Origin of the sequence: Nocardia terrae (assembly GCF_009760405.1) — a bacterium.
In the GTDB taxonomy this organism is placed as follows: Bacteria; Actinomycetota; Actinomycetes; order Mycobacteriales; family Mycobacteriaceae; genus Nocardia; species Nocardia terrae.
In genome coordinates this window covers 681,189-700,532 of sequence record NZ_WRPP01000004.1, presented here as the reverse complement: position 1 = coordinate 700,532, position 19,344 = coordinate 681,189, and the positions used below count along the sequence as shown (strand labels likewise).

14 protein-coding genes are annotated in these 19,344 nt (G+C 70.8%); 6 read left to right on the top strand and 8 right to left on the bottom strand.

The features are described 5' to 3' along the window. Positions 1 to 45: 45 nt before the first annotated feature. A complete protein-coding gene (locus tag GPX89_RS23280) occupies positions 46 to 699 on the bottom strand; it encodes an endonuclease (RefSeq protein WP_157389672.1) in 654 nt (217 codons plus the stop codon). Between the two features lie 131 nt (positions 700 to 830). Between GPX89_RS23280 and GPX89_RS23275 the strand changes: the two genes are divergently transcribed. Next, positions 831 to 1,724: an LLM class flavin-dependent oxidoreductase gene (locus GPX89_RS23275; RefSeq protein ID WP_157389671.1), complete on the top strand. Its 894-nt coding sequence runs from the start codon at positions 831 to 833 to the stop codon at positions 1,722 to 1,724. 12 nt (positions 1,725 to 1,736) lie between these two features. Here GPX89_RS23275 and GPX89_RS23270 read toward each other — a convergent pair whose 3' ends face one another. After that, positions 1,737 to 2,222, bottom strand: coding sequence for an SRPBCC family protein (locus GPX89_RS23270; RefSeq protein WP_157389670.1), 486 nt, complete (start codon positions 2,220 to 2,222; stop codon positions 1,737 to 1,739). A 134-nt stretch (positions 2,223 to 2,356) separates the two neighbouring features. On the opposite strand from GPX89_RS23270, the gene GPX89_RS23265 reads away from it, so the two are divergent. Further along, positions 2,357 to 2,833: a winged helix-turn-helix transcriptional regulator gene (locus GPX89_RS23265; protein ID WP_157389669.1), complete on the top strand. Its 477-nt coding sequence runs from the start codon at positions 2,357 to 2,359 to the stop codon at positions 2,831 to 2,833. Here GPX89_RS23265 and GPX89_RS23260 read toward each other — a convergent pair. The 3 genes from GPX89_RS23260 to GPX89_RS23250 form a co-directional block, all read right to left on the bottom strand. Then, positions 2,822 to 3,718 (bottom strand): RNA polymerase sigma factor, encoded by an 897-nt coding sequence (locus GPX89_RS23260; RefSeq protein WP_157389668.1) that lies wholly within the window; start codon positions 3,716 to 3,718, stop codon positions 2,822 to 2,824. The genes GPX89_RS23265 and GPX89_RS23260 overlap by 12 nt on opposite strands. A gap of 192 nt (positions 3,719 to 3,910) precedes the next feature. Further along, positions 3,911 to 4,834: a haloalkane dehalogenase gene (locus GPX89_RS23255; protein WP_328602207.1), complete on the bottom strand. Its 924-nt coding sequence runs from the start codon at positions 4,832 to 4,834 to the stop codon at positions 3,911 to 3,913. A 34-nt stretch (positions 4,835 to 4,868) separates the two neighbouring features. Continuing rightward, positions 4,869 to 5,369 carry a MarR family winged helix-turn-helix transcriptional regulator gene (locus GPX89_RS23250; RefSeq protein ID WP_328602206.1) on the bottom strand — a complete coding sequence of 167 codons (501 nt, stop codon included), beginning with the start codon at positions 5,367 to 5,369 and terminating at the stop codon, positions 4,869 to 4,871. A 113-nt stretch (positions 5,370 to 5,482) separates the two neighbouring features. Here GPX89_RS23250 and GPX89_RS23245 point away from each other — a divergent pair, with 113 nt between their 5' ends. Together GPX89_RS23245 and GPX89_RS23240 are read left to right on the top strand one after the other, a co-directional pair. Continuing rightward, complete coding sequence (locus tag GPX89_RS23245; protein ID WP_157389666.1) at positions 5,483 to 7,171, top strand: MFS transporter; 1,689 nt, start codon at positions 5,483 to 5,485, stop codon at positions 7,169 to 7,171. A gap of 108 nt (positions 7,172 to 7,279) precedes the next feature. Continuing rightward, positions 7,280 to 8,440: a zinc-binding dehydrogenase gene (locus GPX89_RS23240; RefSeq protein ID WP_157389665.1), complete on the top strand. Its 1,161-nt coding sequence runs from the start codon at positions 7,280 to 7,282 to the stop codon at positions 8,438 to 8,440. Positions 8,441 to 8,457: 17 nt separating this feature from the next. Here GPX89_RS23240 and GPX89_RS23235 read toward each other — a convergent pair whose 3' ends face one another. The 3 genes from GPX89_RS23235 to GPX89_RS23225 all read right to left on the bottom strand — a co-directional run bounded on the left by GPX89_RS23235 (position 8,458) and on the right by GPX89_RS23225 (position 14,263). Continuing rightward, positions 8,458 to 10,056 carry a dynamin family protein gene (locus GPX89_RS23235; protein ID WP_157389664.1) on the bottom strand — a complete coding sequence of 533 codons (1,599 nt, stop codon included), beginning with the start codon at positions 10,054 to 10,056 and terminating at the stop codon, positions 8,458 to 8,460. Positions 10,057 to 10,214: 158 nt separating this feature from the next. Continuing rightward, the gene (locus GPX89_RS23230; RefSeq protein ID WP_407939472.1) at positions 10,215 to 12,107 is read right to left on the bottom strand and encodes a dynamin family protein; all 1,893 of its coding nucleotides are present in this window, start codon (positions 12,105 to 12,107) and stop codon (positions 10,215 to 10,217) included. A 53-nt stretch (positions 12,108 to 12,160) separates the two neighbouring features. Then, positions 12,161 to 14,263 carry an IniB N-terminal domain-containing protein gene (locus tag GPX89_RS23225; protein ID WP_157389663.1) on the bottom strand — a complete coding sequence of 701 codons (2,103 nt, stop codon included), beginning with the start codon at positions 14,261 to 14,263 and terminating at the stop codon, positions 12,161 to 12,163. A 468-nt stretch (positions 14,264 to 14,731) separates the two neighbouring features. Here GPX89_RS23225 and GPX89_RS23220 point away from each other — a divergent pair, with 468 nt between their 5' ends. Together GPX89_RS23220 and GPX89_RS23215 are read left to right on the top strand one after the other, a co-directional pair. Continuing rightward, on the top strand, positions 14,732 to 16,324 hold the full coding sequence (locus GPX89_RS23220) for an Hsp70 family protein (protein WP_198347547.1): 1,593 nt from the start codon (positions 14,732 to 14,734) through the stop codon (positions 16,322 to 16,324). Positions 16,325 to 16,346: 22 nt separating this feature from the next. Next, a complete protein-coding gene (locus tag GPX89_RS23215; RefSeq protein ID WP_157389661.1) occupies positions 16,347 to 19,313 on the top strand; it encodes a LuxR C-terminal-related transcriptional regulator in 2,967 nt (988 codons plus the stop codon). The last annotated feature ends 31 nt before the right edge of the window (positions 19,314 to 19,344 follow it).

Genomic DNA, 19,344 nt, shown 5'->3' with positions numbered 1-19,344 from the left:
GTGAAGATGCCCCGATCGGCCCGAAGCCGGTGGCACGCGGCCGAATCAGCCGATCGCGGCGAGCACCTCGTCGAGCAGGCTGTGATCGAGGGTGACGCGCACCAGGGCGGCCGCGAGGTCGGCGTCGCGGCGGGTGGGATTGAGGCGGTCGAGGGCGGCGGGGTCGGTCGGCAGGGACAGTTCGGCCGCGCCGCGGCGGGCACGCTCGTCGAAGTGGGGGCGGATCCAGGTCCAGGTGTCCTGGACCTCGCGGAGATAGATGTCGGCCCCGACCGGGCCGATGCCTTCGAACTGCTGGAGCAGGGCGGCCAGCCGGGCCGGGTCGTGGCCGGATTCGGTTGCCAGTGCGCGCATGTCGCCGGATCGGTGGGCGAGGAGATCGGCCGCATTGGCGATCAGCCGGGTCGCGGTGGACTCGTCGTAGCGGACGAAGTGGGCGCGGCCGAGGGTCGCGACCAGGTCGGCCCATTCGGCGTCGGCCACGTGCCGCGGCGTGGTGTATCCGGCGGCGAGGAGTTCCCGCGCCGCGTTCACCGCGATGTCGGCGGAGATGCGGTGACTGAGCAGCTGGGCCAGCATGAGCAGCTGGTACAGGGGTGCGGGTTTGTCGGACAGGTGGATTCCGGCCTGGGTGGCGTAGCTGGTTCCGGCCCGCTCCAGGAGGGCGCGCACGGTGTTCCGGTTCTCGCGCTGGTTCATACGTGTTCATTGTCCTCCACCCGGGAGGTCCACAGACACGCCCGGGCGCGGGGCGGAAGTCCGAAATGCCGGGTACCGGCCCGGTCGCCCCTGATGATCGACTCGTCGATTCCCGCTGGTGAGGAGGCTCGATGAAGGCAAGGTTCGGTATCTCGATCCCGCCCGTCGCGGCCGCGCTGCCGGACGTCATCGACATGGCCGTGGCCGCCGACGCCGACGGGCTGGATCTGGTCGCCATCCAGGACCACCCCTACAACGCCCAGTTCGGCGACACCTTCGCGGTGATCGGCGCGTGCCTGGCGGCCACCGAGCGGGTCAGCCTCTATCCCGGCGTCGCGAACCTGCCGCTGCGCACCCCCGCCATGATCGCCAAGCAGGCCGCCACCTTCGACCTGCTCAGCGGCGGTCGATTCGAATTGGGTTTGGGCTCAGGGGCTTTCGAGAGCGGCGTGATCGCCATGGGCGGGCCGGTGCGCAAGGGCCGGGCCGCGCTCATGGCGCTCGCGGAGGGGATCGCGATCATCCGGGCGGAATGGCGTCCGGGACAGCTGGTTTCGGTGGTGGGGACCGAGTACACCGTGCAGGGCATCGAGGGCGGGCCCGCCCCCGCGCACGATATCGCCATCTGGCTGGGCGGCATGGGCCCGCACGCGCTGGATCTGATCGGCTCGGCGGCCGACGGATGGGTGGCGCCACTGCCGAACTGGATGCCTTGGGAGCAATGGCCCGACGCCAATGCGCGGATCGACGCGGTGGCCCGGTCGGTGGGCCGCGACCCGCGCACCATCACCCGCCTGGCCGCGCTCCCGGGAGTCGTGAGCGATCGGCCGTTGCACCCGAATCCCCATGGCTCCGACCCGATTCACGGCTCACCGGAGGAATGGGCGGAGATCATTTTCGGCCTGGCCCGCAACGCCGGATTCGACACCTTCATCTATTGGCCGCCCGGCTTCGACGTGGACCAGGTGCAGCGTTTCGCGCGACAGGTGGTGCCCATCGCGCGAAACCTGCTGGGCGAGGACTGAAACGACCCCGGGTCACCACGTGCCCTGGACGGCCGCGATGGCCGCGTCCTGGCCGGGGAGCTGGTTGGGCCGGCCGATACCGGTAGTGGCCAGATCGCGCAAGCTCTGGGTGACGTAGTAGGTCCACGCCGGGCTGCAGGCCTCGTAGCACTCGTTGGCGGGCACCAGACCGATCTGAGTGAAGCGGAGTTCGGTGCCACCGTCGGTTTCGGCGATGTCGAAGTGGATCTCGTTGTTCACCCATTCGGTCTGGTCCGAGATGAAGGACATGCGGTTCTCCCGGACCAGCCAGACGACCTTCCGGTCGGGCGCCACTTCGGTCAACTCGATCCGGCAGCGGTGCACGCCGGGGACCTCGTAGTCGAAGATGTCGCCCGCCTTCTCGGTATCGCCCTCGATGTCGGCTCCCCACCAGCCACGGGGGTCGAGAACGGCGGCGAAGACCTCGGCGGGGCCGCGGTCGATGGTGACGCTGACGGTGAAGTTCTGATCGTTCATGACGGTTCCCGTTTCTCAGGATCGATTCTCAGGATCGATGCGGATTGTCAGGCAGGTATTTGCCTGCCTTTTCTACTTGCATGACGATAGCGGCCTTGCTTGCATCACACAAGCGATTCCGCCAATCTGGAGTCATGTTGGGACGCATGTACGAGGGGGAGGTCTGCTCGGCCGCGCGCACGCTCGAGATCGTGGGCGAACGCTGGAGCCTGCTGATCATCCGCAATGCCATGTTCGCGGGCACGACCCGGTTCACCGAGTTCCAGCGCGGCCTCGGCATCGCGCCGAACATCCTCACCAAACGGCTGGCCGAATTCGTGGAGGCCGGCCTGTTCGAGCAGCGCACCGACACCGGCCACACCGAATACCTGCTCACCGCCAAGGGACTCGACCTGAAGCCGGTCATCGTCGCGCTCACCGCGTGGGGCGACCGCTGGGCCGCGCCGGACGGGCCGCCGGTCACCTACCGGCACACCGGCTGCGGCGGGGAAGTCGGTGTGCGACTGGACTGTTCGAACTGCACGGACACTCCGGACGTGACCGAGGTGACGGCCGAACTCGCGCCCTGGGCCTACGAGAAGAAGTACGGGGCGCCCGCGTCACTCCAGTAGCGGGAACCGGCCCGACCGCAGCAGACCCGCGATGGCCTCCATTTTCGCCTGCGGCGCAGCGTAATCCGGGTGCGCGCCGAGCACGGCGGCGGCATCGTGGAGCCGGACCATCTGCCGCTCGGCCTCCTCGACACCGCGCCCGCCCGGGGTGACCGGGTGTTTCGCGAAGGCCGGACGCCGCGGATCCACCCGGCCGAGTTCGATGGCCTTCCCGACCCGCCGCGAGCAGCGGCAGAACGCCTCGGGATTGGCCAGGCCGCAGGTCGATTGCAGAAAACTGCCGAGCCGCTTCTTGGCCCGCTCCACGCGCTTTCGATACGCGGCGGACGTCGCGCCGACGATCCAGGCGGCCTCGTCCGAACTCACCTCGAACACATCCGAGAGCACATAGGCGACCCGCTCGTCGCGGCTCAGGCACTGCAGCATGGCCTGTGTGCAGTTCAAGCGCGTTTCACGGGTGAGCAGCGCGGCCTCCGGTCCGCGGTAATCCTCCTCCGCCAGACCGTCTTTCAAGCCCTCGCCGTACTCGTCGAGGCTGAGCTGCCGCGCCTCCTGCGGCGTCCGGCGCTCGAGGTTCAGCAGGTAGTTGACGCCGATCCGGTAGGCCCACGTGGTCAGCCGGGCCTCACCCCGGAAGCTGTCGAGATGGCCGACCGCCCGCAGCAGAATCTCCTGGGTGGCGTCCTCGGCGTCGGCGGGCCGCCAGACCATCCGCAACGCCAGCCGGTAGATCGGATCCTGCAGCAGCCGGACGATTGCCGAGACCGCGTCGCGGTCGCCGGCGACAGCGCGGGCCACCAGCTCACGGTCCCCGTCGTCAGGAGGCGTGTCCGAGCCCGCGAGGGTGTCGAACTCGTCTCCGGCGCTGCCCGATTCGCTGTGCATTGAGCCAGCTTGGGCCGGAACCGCCGCATGCGCAATCGGATACGCCCGGCGCGAAATCGGGAAACGGCGCAACCCCGGGCACATCGGGGCGGATAGGGATCGCGGGGCGAGGTGTCTCTCGCCCCGCGATCAGCCCTGCCACGGCGAATCCAGGCTAACCGGTCGAACCTCCCCGGCGTGCGATCCGGCCGTTCAGGCGACGGCCGGGGTGGTGAGCAGCGCGTGGCGGCGAGCCCAGTCCGCCACCGCCTGTCCGATCGCGTCCGGCTGCTCCTCCGGGCAGTGGTGACCCGCCGGGCCGATGTTCACGGTCTCCGCCGACGCGAAGGTCTCGGCGGCCCAGCGCACCACCTCCGGCGAGCCCAGGCCGACGCCCTGGTCGACGTGCATGATCAGCTTGGGCACGCCGGGGGTGGACGCCATCCAGCGGTCGTAGTTCTCGACGATCGCGACGGTCTCCCCGGGCTCGCCGATGATCGGGAATTCCCGCGGCCACGCCAGCATCGGCTTGCGCGACTCCGGGGTCGGGTACGGCGCCCGGTAGGCGTCGTGCGCCTCGGCGGTCAGGGTGGGAATGGCGGTGGGCAGGTTGAATTCGATGAACAGATTGTCCTCGAGCACCATCTTCTCCCCCTCCGGCGACCAGAACCGGCGGAACAGCTGCTCGCCCTGCGGCGGCAGGTCCGACCAGTGCAACGGGCGCAGGAAGGTCTCCACGACGGCGATGCCGCGCACCCGCCCGGGATGCCGTGCGGCCCAACCCATGCCGAGTGCGCCACCCCAGTCGTGGCCGACGAGCACGACCTGGTCCAGGCCCAGGGCGTCGAACCAGGCGTCCAGGTAGCGGGCGTGGTCGACGAAGCGGTAGTCGCTCTCGGGCTTGCCGGAGCCGCCCATGCCGATGAGATCCGGTGCCAGGACGCGGGTTTCACCGCTCACCTGCGGAATCACATTGCGCCACAGGTAGGACGAGGTGGGGTTGCCGTGCAGGAAGACGACGGGGATCCCGGCGCGGCCGGGGTCGGTGTCGATGTAGTTGATGAACGAGTCCAGAACGTCGATGGTGGCCATCGTGGTGTCCTTCCGGGTGAATTGCCTACACCTGGTTGGACACACGCCCCGACCGGCTGTGACCGAAGCGGTCGGTGAGCTATGTCACACACTCCGGGCCCTGATCGCCCATCAGACCCGGATGTATTCCGGGTGTCAGGCCATTACCGTCCGCGGTGCGCTGCAACAGCGCGAGCATGACGGTTCGCTCCGCCGGATCGAGCGCCGCCAGCATCTCGGCGTCCAGCCCGCGCGCGATCTCGCTCGTGCGGGAGAGCATTTCACGTCCGGCGGGCAGCAGGTGCACGGCGTGGGCGCGCCGGTCGACCGGATGCCGGCGGCGCTCCACCAGGCCACGCTTCTCCAGCTCGTCGACGAGCCCGACCATCACATTGCGGTGGATGCCAAGCGCCTCGCAGAGCTGCTGCTGGGATTGACCGTCATTGACCTCGAGGATCCGCAGCGTGCCGTGATGCGCGGGCTTGACCCCCAGCGGAGCGAGCAGCTCGGTGAAGCGATAGGTGGCGCGAGACCCCAACTGACCGAACAGGAATGCGGGGCTCTGATACAGCGCCGGGTACTTGGGATCGACATCGGTCACCCGCCCAGCCTACATCAATGCCCCAAATATGATTGCCCTATTGCTTGATAATCACTTCAGGTGCATAGTTTGGGAGTCGATCCGATACTCCCGATTCCTGAAGAGAGCCCGCAATGGATACCGACATCACCCCCACCCTCGATCCACGCCGCTGGATCGCCTTCGCCGTCGTGCTGGCCGCAGGATTCATGGATCTGCTCGACGTCACCATCGTCAACGTGGCCGTGCCCAGCATTCAGAAGGACCTGGGCGCGGCCTACTCCGAGATCGAATGGATCATCGCCGCCTACGTGCTGAGCTTCGCCGCGGTCCTGATCACCGGCGGCCGGCTCGGCGACATCTACGGCCGCAAACGCCTGTTCCTGGTCGGCATCGCCGGATTCACCGCGGCCTCGCTGGCCTGCGGCGTCGCCTCCTCGCCCGCACTGCTGATCGGGTCCCGCTTCGTGCAGGGCGCGATGGCCGGGCTCATGGTGCCGCAGATTCTGGCCATCATTCGCGTCACCTTCCCGAAGGAGGAGCGCGCCAAGGCGATCGCCGTCTACAGCGGTGTCGGCGGGTCGGCGTCCGCGGTCGGGCTGTCGCTGGGCGGGCTGCTCGTGCAATGGAATCTGTTCGATCTGGGCTGGCGGCCCATCTTCCTGGTGAACGTGCCGATCGGCATCGCGGCGCTGGCCGCGGCCGCGGTGGTGATGCGGGACTCGCGGTCCGCGCACGCGCCGAAGCTGGACATCGTCGGCATGGTGCTGGCCGTGTCCGCCGTGCTGCTGCTGGTGTACCCGCTCACCGAGGGACGCCGGTTGGACTGGCCCGCCTGGACTTTCGTCATGATCGGCGCGTCCGCGCTGGCCTTCGTGGCCTTCGGCGTCTACGAGCGGTGGCGGTCGCGGACCACCGGGTCGCCGCTCGTCGACCCGGCGCTGTTCCGGTCCCGGCCGTTCACCGTGGGACTGGCGAGCTGGCTGCTGTTCTGGATCGGCTTCGGTGGCTTCTTCCTGATCTGGACGTTGTTCATGCAGGCCGGGCTGGGCTGGTCGCCCATGCGGGCCGGACTCACCTCGGTGTTCTTCGCGGTCGGCGCGGGCATCGGGGCGGGCGTCTCGGTGAGCGTGCTGGCGCCCAGGTTCGGCAAATGGGTGCTGCTGGGCGGCGGGCTGGTGACCATGGCCGGGTTCGGGCTCTACGGCGCGATGGCCGCGCACTACGAATCCGATTTCGCCTCTTGGCAAATGGTGCTGCCGCTCATCGTGACCGGCATCGGGTTCGGGATCGTGGTCGCGCCGACCATCGACATGCTGCTCGGGCAGATTCCCGACCGCGAGGCCGGGGCGGCGTCGGGGCTGCTCAATACCGGGCAGCAGCTGGGGATGGCCTTGGGCGTGGCGCTGGTCGGGATCCTGTTCTTCGCACAGCTGGACCATGATTCGGCGCGGGGCGTGGATTCCGTTGCGGCGCAGACACGTACCGAGCTGTCGACGACCGGGGTGCCGGGTCCGGCGCAGGATCAGATCCTCGCGGGCTTCCGGGCGTGTGTGCGGGATCGGTCCGCCGAAGTCGATCCGTCGGTGGTGCCGGCCAGCTGCCAGTCGACCCCGGCCATGAACGCCGGTGTCGGACAGGTCCTCGGGCACGCGGGCGCGCAGGCCAATGCCGTCAACTTCGCGCACACCTTCGACTACACGATGATGTGGGGCATCGGCCTGATGGCGCTGGTCTGCGTCGGGTTCCTGGCGCTGCCGCGCGAAACCCGGCTCGAGCAGCACGAGATCGAAGCCGACGAGGACGAGCTCGTCACCGTCTGACCCCAGGCGGTAATCGGACAGAACGGCCGCGGGTTCGGTGAATTCATTGAACCCGCGGCCGACGTCGGTGAAGAATCCGAACCGTCACCAGCTTTCGAGGAGTCGGTCATGCGCGCAGCCGTGGTCAGCAAGGGCGAATTCACTGTCGAGGACCTGCCGAACCTCGTCCCCGGGCCAGGCCAAGTGCTGATCGATGTCACCCGCTGCGGCATCTGCGGCTCCGACCTGCACGCCCGCCTGCACTGCGACGAGATGGCGGATCTGGCCGCCGCCACCGGCTACGACCGGTTCATGCGCTCCGACCAGCGGATCGTCATGGGGCACGAATTCACCGGCGAGATCGTCGAATACGGCCCCGCCACCCGCCGCCGCTGGAAGCCCGGCACGCCGGTGGTGGCGCTGCCCATCCTGCGCTCCCGGCATCAACCCGAACTCACCGGCCTCTCCGCCGAGGCGCCCGGCGGCTACGCCGAACAGGTCGTGGTGCAGGAGTCCATGACGTTCCCGGTCCCCAACGGCCTGTCCCCCGAGCACGCCGCCCTCACCGAACCCATGGCCGTGGCCTGGCACGCGGTCCGCAAGAGCCGGATCACCAAGGGGCAGACCGCCTTCGTGATCGGCTGCGGCCCGATCGGGCTGGCCGTCATCGCCATGCTGAAGGCCGCGGGCGTGCACACCGTCATCGCCAGCGATTTCTCCCCGCGCCGCCGGGAACTCGCGGGCCGCTGCGGAGCGGACGTGGTCGTCGATCCGAGCGTCGAATCGCCCTGGGCGGCAACGCCGAAGAAGCCGCGCATCACCGGCGCCTCCGACGTTCTGAATCTCGGATTCGACGCCATGGAACGCCTGCGCCGCATCCCGAACTTCCCGTGGTGGTATCTGTTCCGCGTCATGCACAGCCTCGACCGCGGCCCCTCCGGCCCGATCGTCTTCGAATGCGTCGGCGTCCCCGGCATCATCGACCAGATCCTCACCGCCGCACCGCCGTTGACCCGTGTGATGGTCGTCGGCGTCTGCATGCAACAGGACGCCTTCCACCCCGCCACCGCCATCAACAAGGAGATCGAACTCCGCTTCGTCCTCGGCTACGACCCCGGCGAATTCCGCGACACCCTCCACATGATCGCCGACGGCAAGGTCGATCCCTCCCCCTTGATCACCGGCACCGTCGGCCTCTTCGGCATCGAAACCGCCTTCACCACCCTCACCTCCCCGGACCACCACGCCAAGATCCTCATAGACCCCCACAGCAACCGACTCACACCGTGACCCGGCCCGCGCCCGCTTCAGTCCCGCGGCTGGACGCGGGCGAACGGGGTGGTCGGGGGTTCGTGGAGGATCGCGAGGAGGCCCTCGGCGCTGCGGGCGGCGGTGAGGCAGGCGTTGGCGAAGAACTGGTCGGCCAGGGGGTGGCGGGATCGGGCGCGCCATTTCTGGACGGCGGCCAGGGCCGTTTCGCGCTGGGTCGCCAGATCGGTGTGGGCGGACAGGCCCAGCCGGAGGGTGGGGGCGACTCCGCTGCCGCCGATGAGGCGGTGGAGTTCGGCGAGATCCTCTGGCGGGAGGGGTAATTCGTCGGATCGTAGATGCGCGAGCAGGCGCAGCTCGGCGAAGCCGTGGACGTCCGCGAGCAGGGTGCGCACGCGTGGGAGCAGGGCGTCGGCCGCCGAACCGGGGTTGGCGGTGAGGATGCGGGCCAGGGCGGTGAGGGCGGAATGGGCCTTCAATTCGTCGGCGCGCTGGGCGAATTGGACATCGAGGACGGTGCGGAGCTCGTCCAGGCCGCTGCGGTCGGAGAGTTCGGCGGCCAGGGCTTGGGAGCCGCGCACGCCCAGGCGGATCAGGGTGACGGCCAGCCGGATTCCGAACAGGCCGAAGCGGGCGGCCAGGTGGGCGCGCAATTCGGCGGGGACCGGGAGCGGCAGGTCGGGGTGGGCGAAGCGGTCGGCGGACAGCAGGGCCGCGGTCAACTCGTCGGTGGGGATCGCGGCCAGGGCTTCGAAGGCGTCGTATTCGCGCTGACGCAGGGTCGCGGCCGCGAAGGCGAGCAGGCCCGCCACCGGAATCACGGACTGGCACAGGCCGGTTCGCTCCAGCTCGGTCGCGAAGCGGGCGGCCACATCGCGGGCGGAGTGCAGGGCGTCGATGCGACCGGCCCCGATCTCGTCGGCCCGCGACACCACACCGATCACGCCGAGAGGTCCCGAGAAACCCTGCGGCACAATGGCACTCCCGCTCGCACCGCCCCCGATGCGTTCCAGGAAATCGACGTCGGCGGTATCGAGACGGCGCAGCAGATAGAGGACGGCATCCGCGGGCGGCAGCGCCGGCCCCTGACCGCCCGGCGTGAGCAGCCGTGACGTGCGGGCCGACACCTCCCGCGACAGCGAGGAGATGCCGGGCGTATCGATGATGGTGGTCTGCGCCAGCTCGGCCGACGGCCACTCCACCGCGAGATGGTCGACCTCGCGAGGCGTCCCCGAATTCCAGCGCAGCGCGGACAGGTCGAAGGTGAGCCCGTGCGCGCCCGGCAGCCCCTCGGCGTCACGGCCGCGCCGCACCACCACATCGGCGCGCGCCCCGTCCGGGCTGTAGGCGGTCACCCGCGGCGCGGTCCCGTTCCGATACCAGGTGACCAGCCGGGTGCACTCGGTCGCGTCGGTGGGCGCGATGTCCTGCCCGACCAACGCGTTCAACAACGTCGACTTGCCCGCCTTGAGCTGGCCGGCCAACGCCACCCGCAACGGCTCGTCCAGCCGGCGCGCGCATTCCTCCAGCTGCCCGCGCACCCGCGGCCGCTCACCCAGCGCCCGCCGCGCCGCGGCCACCAGCCCGCGCGTCTCCGGCACCACCCCGTAGCCGACACCGCTCGCGTCGTCCTTCATAGGCTCCCGATTCCGAAGCACACCGCACCTCCACGCATCGCCTGGCATTCGCCCGGACGCGCCGAATCGTTATCAGATCCGGGCGCCTCTCACAGCCGATTCCCAGTTCGGACACGCCGACCGCGGCCACTATGGCCGCACTCCGTCGCGCGGCACGCTCAGCGGTCGGCGGCGGGTGGGAGCTGAGGCAAAGTGTTCGGGGCCAGGGTGGGAGGGGGCTCGGGGCCGAGGAGGGTGTTGGCGTGGTGGCGAAGTTGGGCCACCACGCGGAGGCGGCGGTCGAGTTCGGTGGCGCGTTCGGTGCGGCGGGCGGCTTCGAGGTTGGCGGCCTCCTGGGCGGCGCGCAGGGATTCGTCGATCGAGCGCAACGTGCGGTCGGCGATGGCGGTGAAGTGGTCGCGCAGCAGACGGTGGATGCGGTGCAGGCGGTCCTTGGTCTCCTTGCCGGTGTGGAAGGCTATGTCGTCGAGATAGCGGCGCACCGCCAGCTTGGCGTCGGCGCGGCGTTTGGCCAGCCGGGCCTTCTTGTCGTCACTGAAGGCCTTGCCGCCCAGCAGGACTCCCGCGCCCAGCGAGAGCGGATTGATCAGCGCCATCCCCGCCATGGTGCCGACCATCCCCGCCATGATCACGCCGCCGTAGGAGCCGCGCACACCGACCAGCAGTTTGTGGCTCAACCCCAGATCGGGTTCCAGATCGGCCAGGGTGCAGGCCTTCGTGCGCGACGCACCGTCGAGGGTGTCGCGAACCTCGGGCAGGTCCACCGCGCCCAGGTCGGTGAAGTGACCGGCCACCTTCTCCGCCAGCCGCACCGCGCGGGTGCCGGTCCACACCAGATTGTCACCGACCGCCGAACCGACGGTGGCGGTGAGCCATTCGTCCATGCTGTCCCAGTGCCGGCCCGGATCGTGCTCGTCGATCCAGTCCTCGGCGGTGCGGGCGATATCGCGCAGGCGATCGCGCAGGTCATGGTCGATGTCGCCGGCCAGATCGGTGATGCCGTCGCCGAGGGTCTGTTGCCAGGCGGCGGTGTGGCGGTGCAGCTTCTCGGCCTCGGCCTTGGCGGAGTGCAATTCGCGAATGGCCGCCGCACCCCGCTCCGGATCCCGCAGCGCCACCAGCTCACTACCCAGCGCGAGGGCCAGATGCTCTGCGGCCGAGGAGATGTCGAGGGCGACCGCGCGCTGCAGGGCCGCCTGATCCCGGGCCACCACCTGCTCGCGCAGGAACTGGAACACCAGCCCGAATCCGGACTCGCGGCCCAGGCCCTCGTCGCGCAGGCGCATGGCGTGGGCGCGCAGCACCGCCGACACCGGCAGCATCGGCAGCTCGAGCCCGTTGGCGCGCAGGTGTTTGCGGTTCGCCTCGAACACCTGCCGCCAGTGCGGGTACAGGTCGATCTTGGTGACCAGCACCGCCACCGCCGGGCAGAGTTCGCGCACCTGGCGCAGGAAATCCACCTCGGTCTCGGTGAGCTCGGTGGAGGCGTCGGTCAGCACCAGTACCGCGTCCGCCGCCGGGACCTGACCGAGAACGGCTGCCGCGCCGGTGGTTCCGTGCGCACCGAGTCCGGGGGTGTCGACCATCACGATGCCGTCGGCGAGCAGCCGGCTGGGCGCTTCCAGCTCCAGCCGCAGCACCGCGCGGCCCTGGGGGCTGCGCGCGGTCACCGCGGGAATCGCCTCGAACGGCAGCGGCTCCCGGGTGTTCTCACCGCCGTCGGCCCCGGCCGCGACGACGGTCGCGCGCGGCTGTTCGCCGTAGGACAGCACGGTGGTCACCCGGGTGGTCGCGTCGTCGGCGACCGGGCAGACCTCCAGATTGACGAGCGCGTTGACGAACCGGCTCTTGCCCTGGTTCCCCAACCCGGCCACCACGATCCGCCGCCGCGGATCCCGGACCTTGCCCGCCACCGTCTCCAGCCTGGCGACCAGGTCCCCGCGACGCGCGGCCCGCGCCACCTCGATGGTCTCCGACACCATCGTCAACAGCGGATTCGCCGCCACCATGCCCGTCACAGCTTGCTCACCGAACCTATTCCAGCCGTCCATGTTCCGAGAGAACCCGCTCACCGCGACGAAGCCGCGGTGAGCGACCCCTCAAACTACGAGTGCAGCATGTCCCCGACGATGTCCCCGCCGGCGTGCGCTCCGAGATCCGCCCCGGTGTGCGCGGTGGTGTCGCCGAACAGCGACGCATCCGGCCCGGTCGCGTGCACCCCGCCGCCGAACGCCTGCGAAACATCCACTCCCGCCCAAGGATTGCCGCCGACTCCGTGCAGCCCGGTGTCCACCGCGGTCCCGCCGTGCACCCCTCCATCGAGGCCACTGCCCACCTGCACACCACCCGCGCCCTGCCCGGCGCCGGAAACACCCGCGTCCAAACCGGTTCCGACCCCGGCAACAGCATGCCCGACCCCGGTCAGCCCGGTATCCACGCCCGATCCGAGCTGCGACCCGACCCCCACCGCCGAATGCGCGCCCGCGTCCAGGCCACTCCCCACCTGTGCCCCGACCCCGGTAGCCGCATTGCCGACACCGGAAATGCCCGTCTCCAAACCGCTTCCGAGCTGCCCACCGAGATCCGCACCGGTGTGCAGGCCGGTATCCAGGCCCGCACCAACCCCGGTCTGAACGCCCGTCCCGATCCCGGCCGCGGCATTACCCACACCCGAAATCCCGGTATCCAGCCCACTTCCCACCTGAGCGCCGAGATCCGCACCGGTGTGCAGGCCCGTGTCGAGCCCCGCGCCGACCCCGGCCGCGGCATTTCCCATGCCCGAAATCCCGGTATCCAGCCCACTTCCCACCTGAGCGCCGAGATCAGCGCCGGTGTGCAGGCCGGTGTCGAGCCCCGCGCCGACCCCGGCCGCGGCATTGCCGACACCCGAAATGCCCGTCTCCAAACCGCTTCCGAGCTGAGCGCCCAGATCCGCACCGGTGTGCACTCCGGTGTCGAGACCCGTGCCGAGCTGGCCGCCGACGCCGATCGCGGTATCGAGACCCGCGCCGAGCCCACCCTGCAGGCCCGTACCGATCCCCGCCGCGGTATTGGTCACGCCCGAAATGCCGGTGTCCAGGCCACTTCCGACCTGAGCGCCCAGGTTTCCGCCCGCGTTCAGACCGGTCTGCAAGCCCGCCTCGGCCTGCGTTCCGACGCCGAGCAGGCTGTCGATTCCGGCATTGAGGCCGGTGCCCGCGTTCACGCCGCCCGCGATGCCGGTGTTCAGGTCGCCACCCAGCTGGCTCCCGACGCCGACGATGCTGTCGGCCGCACCGGAAAGGCCGGTCTCCAAACCTGTTCCGAGTTGCCCGCCGACGTTCGCCGCACCACCGAGACCGGTCTGCACGCCCAGACCCGCGTTCAACGCGCTGTCGATACCCGTGGAAAGCCCCGCGCCGAGGCCCGCGCCGACGTTCGCCGCGGCGTCGGCAAGGCCGGAAATGCCTGCGCCGAGGCCGGTTCCGAGCTGGCCGCCGAGATCGGCCGCGGTATTCACCATGCCGTTCAGGCCCGTCTGGATTCCGGCCGCCGAATCCAGTGCGCCGGACAGGCCCGCACCGAGGCCCGCGGCCGCGTCGACGGTTGCGGCCAAGCCGGTCTGCAGGCCGGCGCCCGCGTCGAGGCCGCCGGTGAGGGCGGAGGTCAGGTCGGCGGCGGCCTGCGCACCGAGGACGCCGCCCAGGTTGGTTTCCAGCCCGGTGGCGACATCACCGGCCACGCCGAGCGCGCCGCCGAGGCCCGCGGACAGGCCCGCACCCAGGTCGGTGGCCGCGCCGACCGCCGCACCGATGTTGTTCGCCAGGCCCAGGTCCAGGCCCGCGGCGGTGTCGCCGTTCAGGACCACTCCGGTGGCGGCCGTGGTGCCGAGGTTGACGCCCGCGGTGTCGCCGAGGGCGGCGGAACCGTTCGTGCCGCCGCTCACGTCGGCGCCGACACCGGTGTCGGCTCCCAGCCCGGTGGAGCCGGCCAGTCCGGTGTCGGCACCCGTCGCACCGCCCGCGGCGATGATGTCGGACAGCTGCGAACCTCCCGCAACCAGCGCGGACTCGGCCACCATCGGCGCGACGGCCGCGATGTCCTCCGGGGTCACGTTGTCCAGTCCGGCGGCGGCGAGGGCCGCGCCCGGATTGGTGCAATAACTCACCGCGGCCTCGTGGTCACGCAGCAGGTTGAGGATGAACTCGAGAATTGCGTTGGGGCTCATGGCAAATCGTCTCCCTGGATGGGCGGGCCCCGCTGACCCGCACTGCTCGAATTTCCTTTCACGTTAGGAACGCGACGCGTTACGCGTAACGGGGTGAACTCCCCCAACTTCGGTAACTCCCAGCTACGGGGGAAGGTGGACATTAGGGGAATTTCCCCATACCTGTCGGGGAATCGGTAACAAGATCCCCCCAGCTACCGACAGGATCGGTGGGCCGCCCGGCCTAGACCGAGGTTTTCGTACATATCGGACCGAAGAGCTTTCGGCACGCGCTCTCGTCGACGCGTGGTTGGTAATGACAGGGGAACTCGAATGAGTCAGGGGCTGGCGCTCGGCATCACTGTCGGGTCGTCGAATACCGTTGCCGTGACTACTTCGGGGGGACAGCACAGAGCACAGAGCCGGCCCAGCATGTTGGGCGCGGAGCCGGAAGTTCCGGATAGTTTCCTGTCCCGGGTCGGGGATCCCGTGGATATTCGCACTCGTGACGGATCCGCTGTTCGCGCAGCGGATCTGGTGGCCACGGCCGTCGGTCGCGCGATGGACGAGGCGGGTCCGGCCGACGCGGTCGTGGCCTGCTATCCGGCGTGGTGGTCGCAGCACACGGTGGAGGTGCAGCGGACCGCGCTGACCGCGGCCGGGCTGGACGCGGTGGCTCTGGTTCCGGAGCCCGCGGCGGCCATGCGCTGGCTGCAGGAGGTACACGAGTCCAGCCACGACGGCGCGATGGCGGTATACGACCTGGGAGCGACCGGTCTGACCGTTTCGATCGCACGCACGGGGGCCATGTCGGGCCTGCTCGGCGAACCGGTACGTACCACTGCGGTGGCCGGTTCGGAATTCGATCTGCTGACAATGCGTTACGTGCTCGCCCATGCGGTAGGCGAAAAGGATTTCGATCCGTTCGACCCGTTGGTGGAACAAGAATTAGCGGCACTCCGCCTTCGCTGCAAAATTGCGAAGGAATCCCTCTCCACAAATACCGCCACCGTGGTCCCCGTGCGTTTGCCCGCCCTGGGGAATATGGACGTACGACTTGTTCGCGACGATATCGAAGAACTGCTGCGCGGCCCACTGCTCACATCCACCGATCTGGTTCGTGAGGCCCTGCGCCGCGCCGGTGTTTCCATCGCCGATCTGGACGGCTTCCTGCTCACCGGCGGCGGTGCGAGCATCCCGCTGGTAACCGAGTTGCTGTCCACCGAGTTCGGCATTCCGGTCGCGGCCGCCGCCGATCCCGCTCAGCTGAGCGCGCACGGCGCGGCACTGCTGGCCGCGGACCTGCTGGCCGATATCACCGAGACCGAGGCACACCCGGCCATCGCCGGCGGCCGGACCGGATACGCCCAGGCCGCCGCCACCCCTCCGCGGACCGCGGCCGGGCTTCCACAACGCGTCCGCGCCGACTCCCTAGCCGGTCCCACGGCGGCCCACGACACCGCGGCCGCCACGAAATCCACCGAGTCCCAGCGGGTTCCGCTCCTGCCGGACCTCCCGGCCGAGGAGCCGACCGCCGGTTTCCGCCACTGGAAGCGGCTGGCCGTCTTCGGCGCGGCCGCGCTCGCGGTGGCCGCGGTCGCCACCGGAACCCTGGCCATGGGCACCGGGACGCCGTCCTCCCCCGCGAGTCCCGCGGGGCCGCAGTCTCCTTCGGCCTCGGCGGTGGCACTGGACGCTCCCGCCCCGACCACCAGCGCCGCCGCCCCCGGCCGGCCCTCGCCCGTGCCGGGCAGTCCGATCGCCGCCACCAAGCCCGTGCAACAACCGGGCGCGGGCGCGCCGGCGACCACCGATGCCGCCGCCCCCGCGGCCACGGACCCGGGCGCCCAGGCCGATACCCCTGCCCCGCAACAGAATCCGGCTCAGCAGTCACCGTCGACTCAGCAGTCCACCCCCGACCCGCAGCCGCCGACCCAGGTGCAACTGCCCCAGCCGACCCAGCCGCAGGTCCCCCAGGCGCCCGCGGCCCCCTCGCTCCCCGGAGCCCTGAACAACACCGTCGACGGACTCGGCAACGCCCTCCCGGCGGTGCCGCAAGTAGTTCCGCACACCGGCGGCTGAGAGTTGGTTCTTCGTGACAGGCATGACCCCAGTCGCGCTCGATTCGCTCCCGGGCGCGCGAGAGATATTCCGGGAACTGGATTCCGACGATTCCACCGCGGCGCTGTATCTCATCCGAGGCCGCTCCGGCACCGGTAAGTCCACGCTGCTGGGAGCCATCCGGGCCCGGCTGCGCGCCCGCGGCGTTCCGCTCACCGACAGTCCGGCGCAGGCGCTGCGTCCATCCGGCGCGGCGCGCCCGGACGGCCATCCGGGACGCGCCCGGATCGCCCTGATCGTGGACGACGCCCACACCCTGGGCGCGGCCGAGTTCGACCTACTGTGCGCCGCGGCCGAAGCCGGGGAGTTCCCGGTCGTGATCGGCCTGCGTCCGCGACCGCACGACCCGCGCCTGCGCGGCCTCACCGATCTGGTGGCGCGACGCGGCCGGGTGATCGATCTGCGCGCCCTGGGCGCGACCGAGATCGCCCCGTTCGCACGGGAACTGGGCATGATGGTGCCGCGCGGGCTGGCCCAGCACATCCACCGCCAGACCGCCGGCATCCACGGCGGCGTGGTGGCGGCCCTGACCGCCGCCTGCGCGACCCGCCTGGACGCGGGCGTGAGCGCGGTGGACCAGGCGGTGACCGCCTGGGCGCGGGCCCGTCTCGACGACGCCGATCCGGACCTGCTGGACGCGCTCGTGGTGGCGGCCATCGGCGCGGGCCTGGACACCGGTGAACTCACCGAGGTCCTCGACCTGACCCCCGCGGCCGCACAGGATCTGGTGGACCGGGCCCGCGGCAGCGCCCTCGTCACCGATGCCGATCTGCTGCTCGCCCCGGCCGTCCCGCCGCTGCGCACCCTGGTCGGCGACCGCCGCTTCCTGACGGTCGCGCGCCGCCTGCTGCACGCCCGCCTGGACGCCGGTCTACTGCGCGCTCACACCGCGCTGCTGCTCGCCGAGTCCGGTGTCCGTGACGAGCGGCTCGCCGAATTCCTCTGCGCCGCCGCGGAGAAGGCGGGCGACGAGGCGGTCCGGCACTACGCCGCCGCGGCCGCCGCCGGAGCCGATCCCGACGCGCTCGCGGTCCGCTGGGCCGACGCCGCGGCCCGGGCCGGGGACGGCGACACCGCGCTGCGCCTGGCCGAGCCGACCCTGGCCGATCCGGCCATTCCGCTGGCCGACCTGGCCGCCGCGGTCCGCATCTGCGCGGGCGTGTGGACCCGCCGGGGTCTCGCCGATCGCGCCGCGCAGCTCTACACCTGGCTCGGCCCCACCCGGGTCGGCCCGGACTGGGCGGTCGCCGCGACCGCGCTGTATTTGTCCGGCGACGCCCAAGGCGCACAGATCCTTTCGGTGAACGCCGCCCAGTGGCCGCCCACCGAGGCCACTTCGCGCGCCGCGCTGATCGCCAACGCCCTGTTCGACTCGATCGGATCCCCCGGCCTCACGGGCGGTCCCACCGACTCGCCCGGATCCGGCCACGGCGGCGCGCGGCGCGCACCCGGCGATATCGGATACGTGCCGCCGCCAACGTCTTTCACGGCCGCGAACCGATCCTCGACGCATTCGGCGGGCTCCAGCGGTGCCGACCACGATCGCCGGGAACGCATCAAACCTCCGACCCTCGTGCCTCCCCGCCAGTCCGGCGTGCTTCCGGCCGGAATCCAGAGCCGCGGGGCGGATCCCGGCCACCGGACGACCGGGGACCCGGCCGATCAGTCGCAAAGTGCGGCGGCCCGGCCCGGGTCCGCTACCCCGCCCGCCTTCGGAGCCGTGTCCGCGCCAACGGGATTCACCGGCGAGATGCGGGCCATCGCGCCGACCACGCTGGCCTCCCAGCGCTTCGCGTCGCCGGCGCAGGCCCACCGGGGCGCGGCCGTCTCCGCGGCGTCGGCCCTGATGCACGCGGCGCACTCCGGCCCGGCACCCGCCGACGACGGCGGCGACCGCTTCCTCCCGTGCTCGGCGGTGTCGATCGCGGTGCTGCTGTGCCTGAGCATGGGTGATCCGCGGCGCGCCGCCGACGCCCTGCGCGGTCCCGCCCGCGATCCCCAGCGCCTGGTGCTGGGCGCGTGGGTGGCCATGCTGGGCGGGGACGAGCACTCGGCCGCCACCCTCATGGCGGAAGTCCCGCTCGCGCAACTGGATCCGCGCGACCGCCTGCTCGCGCACGGCGTGCTCGTCGGGCTGGCCCGGCGCAACGGCGACCACGCGGCCCTCGCGCTGGCGTGGCACCAGGCCGCGCCGCTGTTCGACGAGGTCGGCGCGGACCTGCTGGCGCTGCTGCCCATCGGCGAGCTGTGGCTGGCCGGTATCCGGCTGCGCGACGAGGCCCGCATGACCGCGCTGGTGACCGGCGCCGACGAACTGCTGCGCCGGCTCGGTCAGCCGCCCGCCTGGTCGAATGCCTTCCACTGGTACGCGATTCAGGCCGCTATCGCCCAGGAGAGCCCGGAAGCCCTGCTGCCGCACGCCCATCGGCTCAAGACGGCCGCGGCGGCGGGCGACCCGCAGGCCGCCGCGCTGGCCGACGCGGGCCGCACCTGGGTGCTGGTGTTGCGCGGTCAGGTGGTGCGGGAGCAGATCGAGGGCGCGGTCGCCCGGCTGGCGGGCCTCGGCCTGCGCTGGGACGCCGCCCGGCTGGCCAGCGAGGCCGCGCTGGCGGCCGGTGACTCGGCCACCGCGACGGCCCTGCTCAAGCTGGCCCGCACCCTGCGCGTGCAGGCGCGTCCCCAGGAAGCGCCGGTGCGGGCGCCGGCGCCCGCGGCCCCGCAGCCGCATCCGGAACCGATCACCGATACGGTGCTGAGCGAACGCGAGCGCGAGGTCGCCGAACTGGTGCTGCTCGGCTTGACGTACCGGGAGATCGGGGCCCGGCTCTATATCTCGGCCAAGACCGTGGAACATCACGTGGCTCGGATGAGACGTCGAATCGGTGCGGGCTCGCGTTCGGAGTTATTGTCAATGCTTCGAGCCATGGGTCACGGTTCACTCCTCGTCTGACCCGGCGCGAGAGGACACTGAACGCACGGAG

Coding starts and splice junctions, on each gene's coding strand:
- GPX89_RS23225 (WP_157389663.1), bottom strand. CDS start 14,263: ATGAGCCCCAACGCAATTCTCGAGTTCATCCTCAACCTGCTGCGTGAC.
- GPX89_RS23240 (WP_157389665.1), top strand. CDS start 7,280: ATGCGCGCAGCCGTGGTCAGCAAGGGCGAATTCACTGTCGAGGACCTG.
- GPX89_RS23245 (WP_157389666.1), top strand. CDS start 5,483: ATGGATACCGACATCACCCCCACCCTCGATCCACGCCGCTGGATCGCC.
- GPX89_RS23260 (WP_157389668.1), bottom strand. CDS start 3,718: ATGCACAGCGAATCGGGCAGCGCCGGAGACGAGTTCGACACCCTCGCG.
- GPX89_RS23280 (WP_157389672.1), bottom strand. CDS start 699: ATGAACCAGCGCGAGAACCGGAACACCGTGCGCGCCCTCCTGGAGCGG.
- GPX89_RS23270 (WP_157389670.1), bottom strand. CDS start 2,222: ATGAACGATCAGAACTTCACCGTCAGCGTCACCATCGACCGCGGCCCC.
- GPX89_RS23235 (WP_157389664.1), bottom strand. CDS start 10,056: ATGAAGGACGACGCGAGCGGTGTCGGCTACGGGGTGGTGCCGGAGACG.
- GPX89_RS23230 (WP_407939472.1), bottom strand. CDS start 12,107: ATGGACGGCTGGAATAGGTTCGGTGAGCAAGCTGTGACGGGCATGGTG.
- GPX89_RS23265 (WP_157389669.1), top strand. CDS start 2,357: ATGTTGGGACGCATGTACGAGGGGGAGGTCTGCTCGGCCGCGCGCACG.
- GPX89_RS23275 (WP_157389671.1), top strand. CDS start 831: ATGAAGGCAAGGTTCGGTATCTCGATCCCGCCCGTCGCGGCCGCGCTG.
- GPX89_RS23215 (WP_157389661.1), top strand. CDS start 16,347: ATGACCCCAGTCGCGCTCGATTCGCTCCCGGGCGCGCGAGAGATATTC.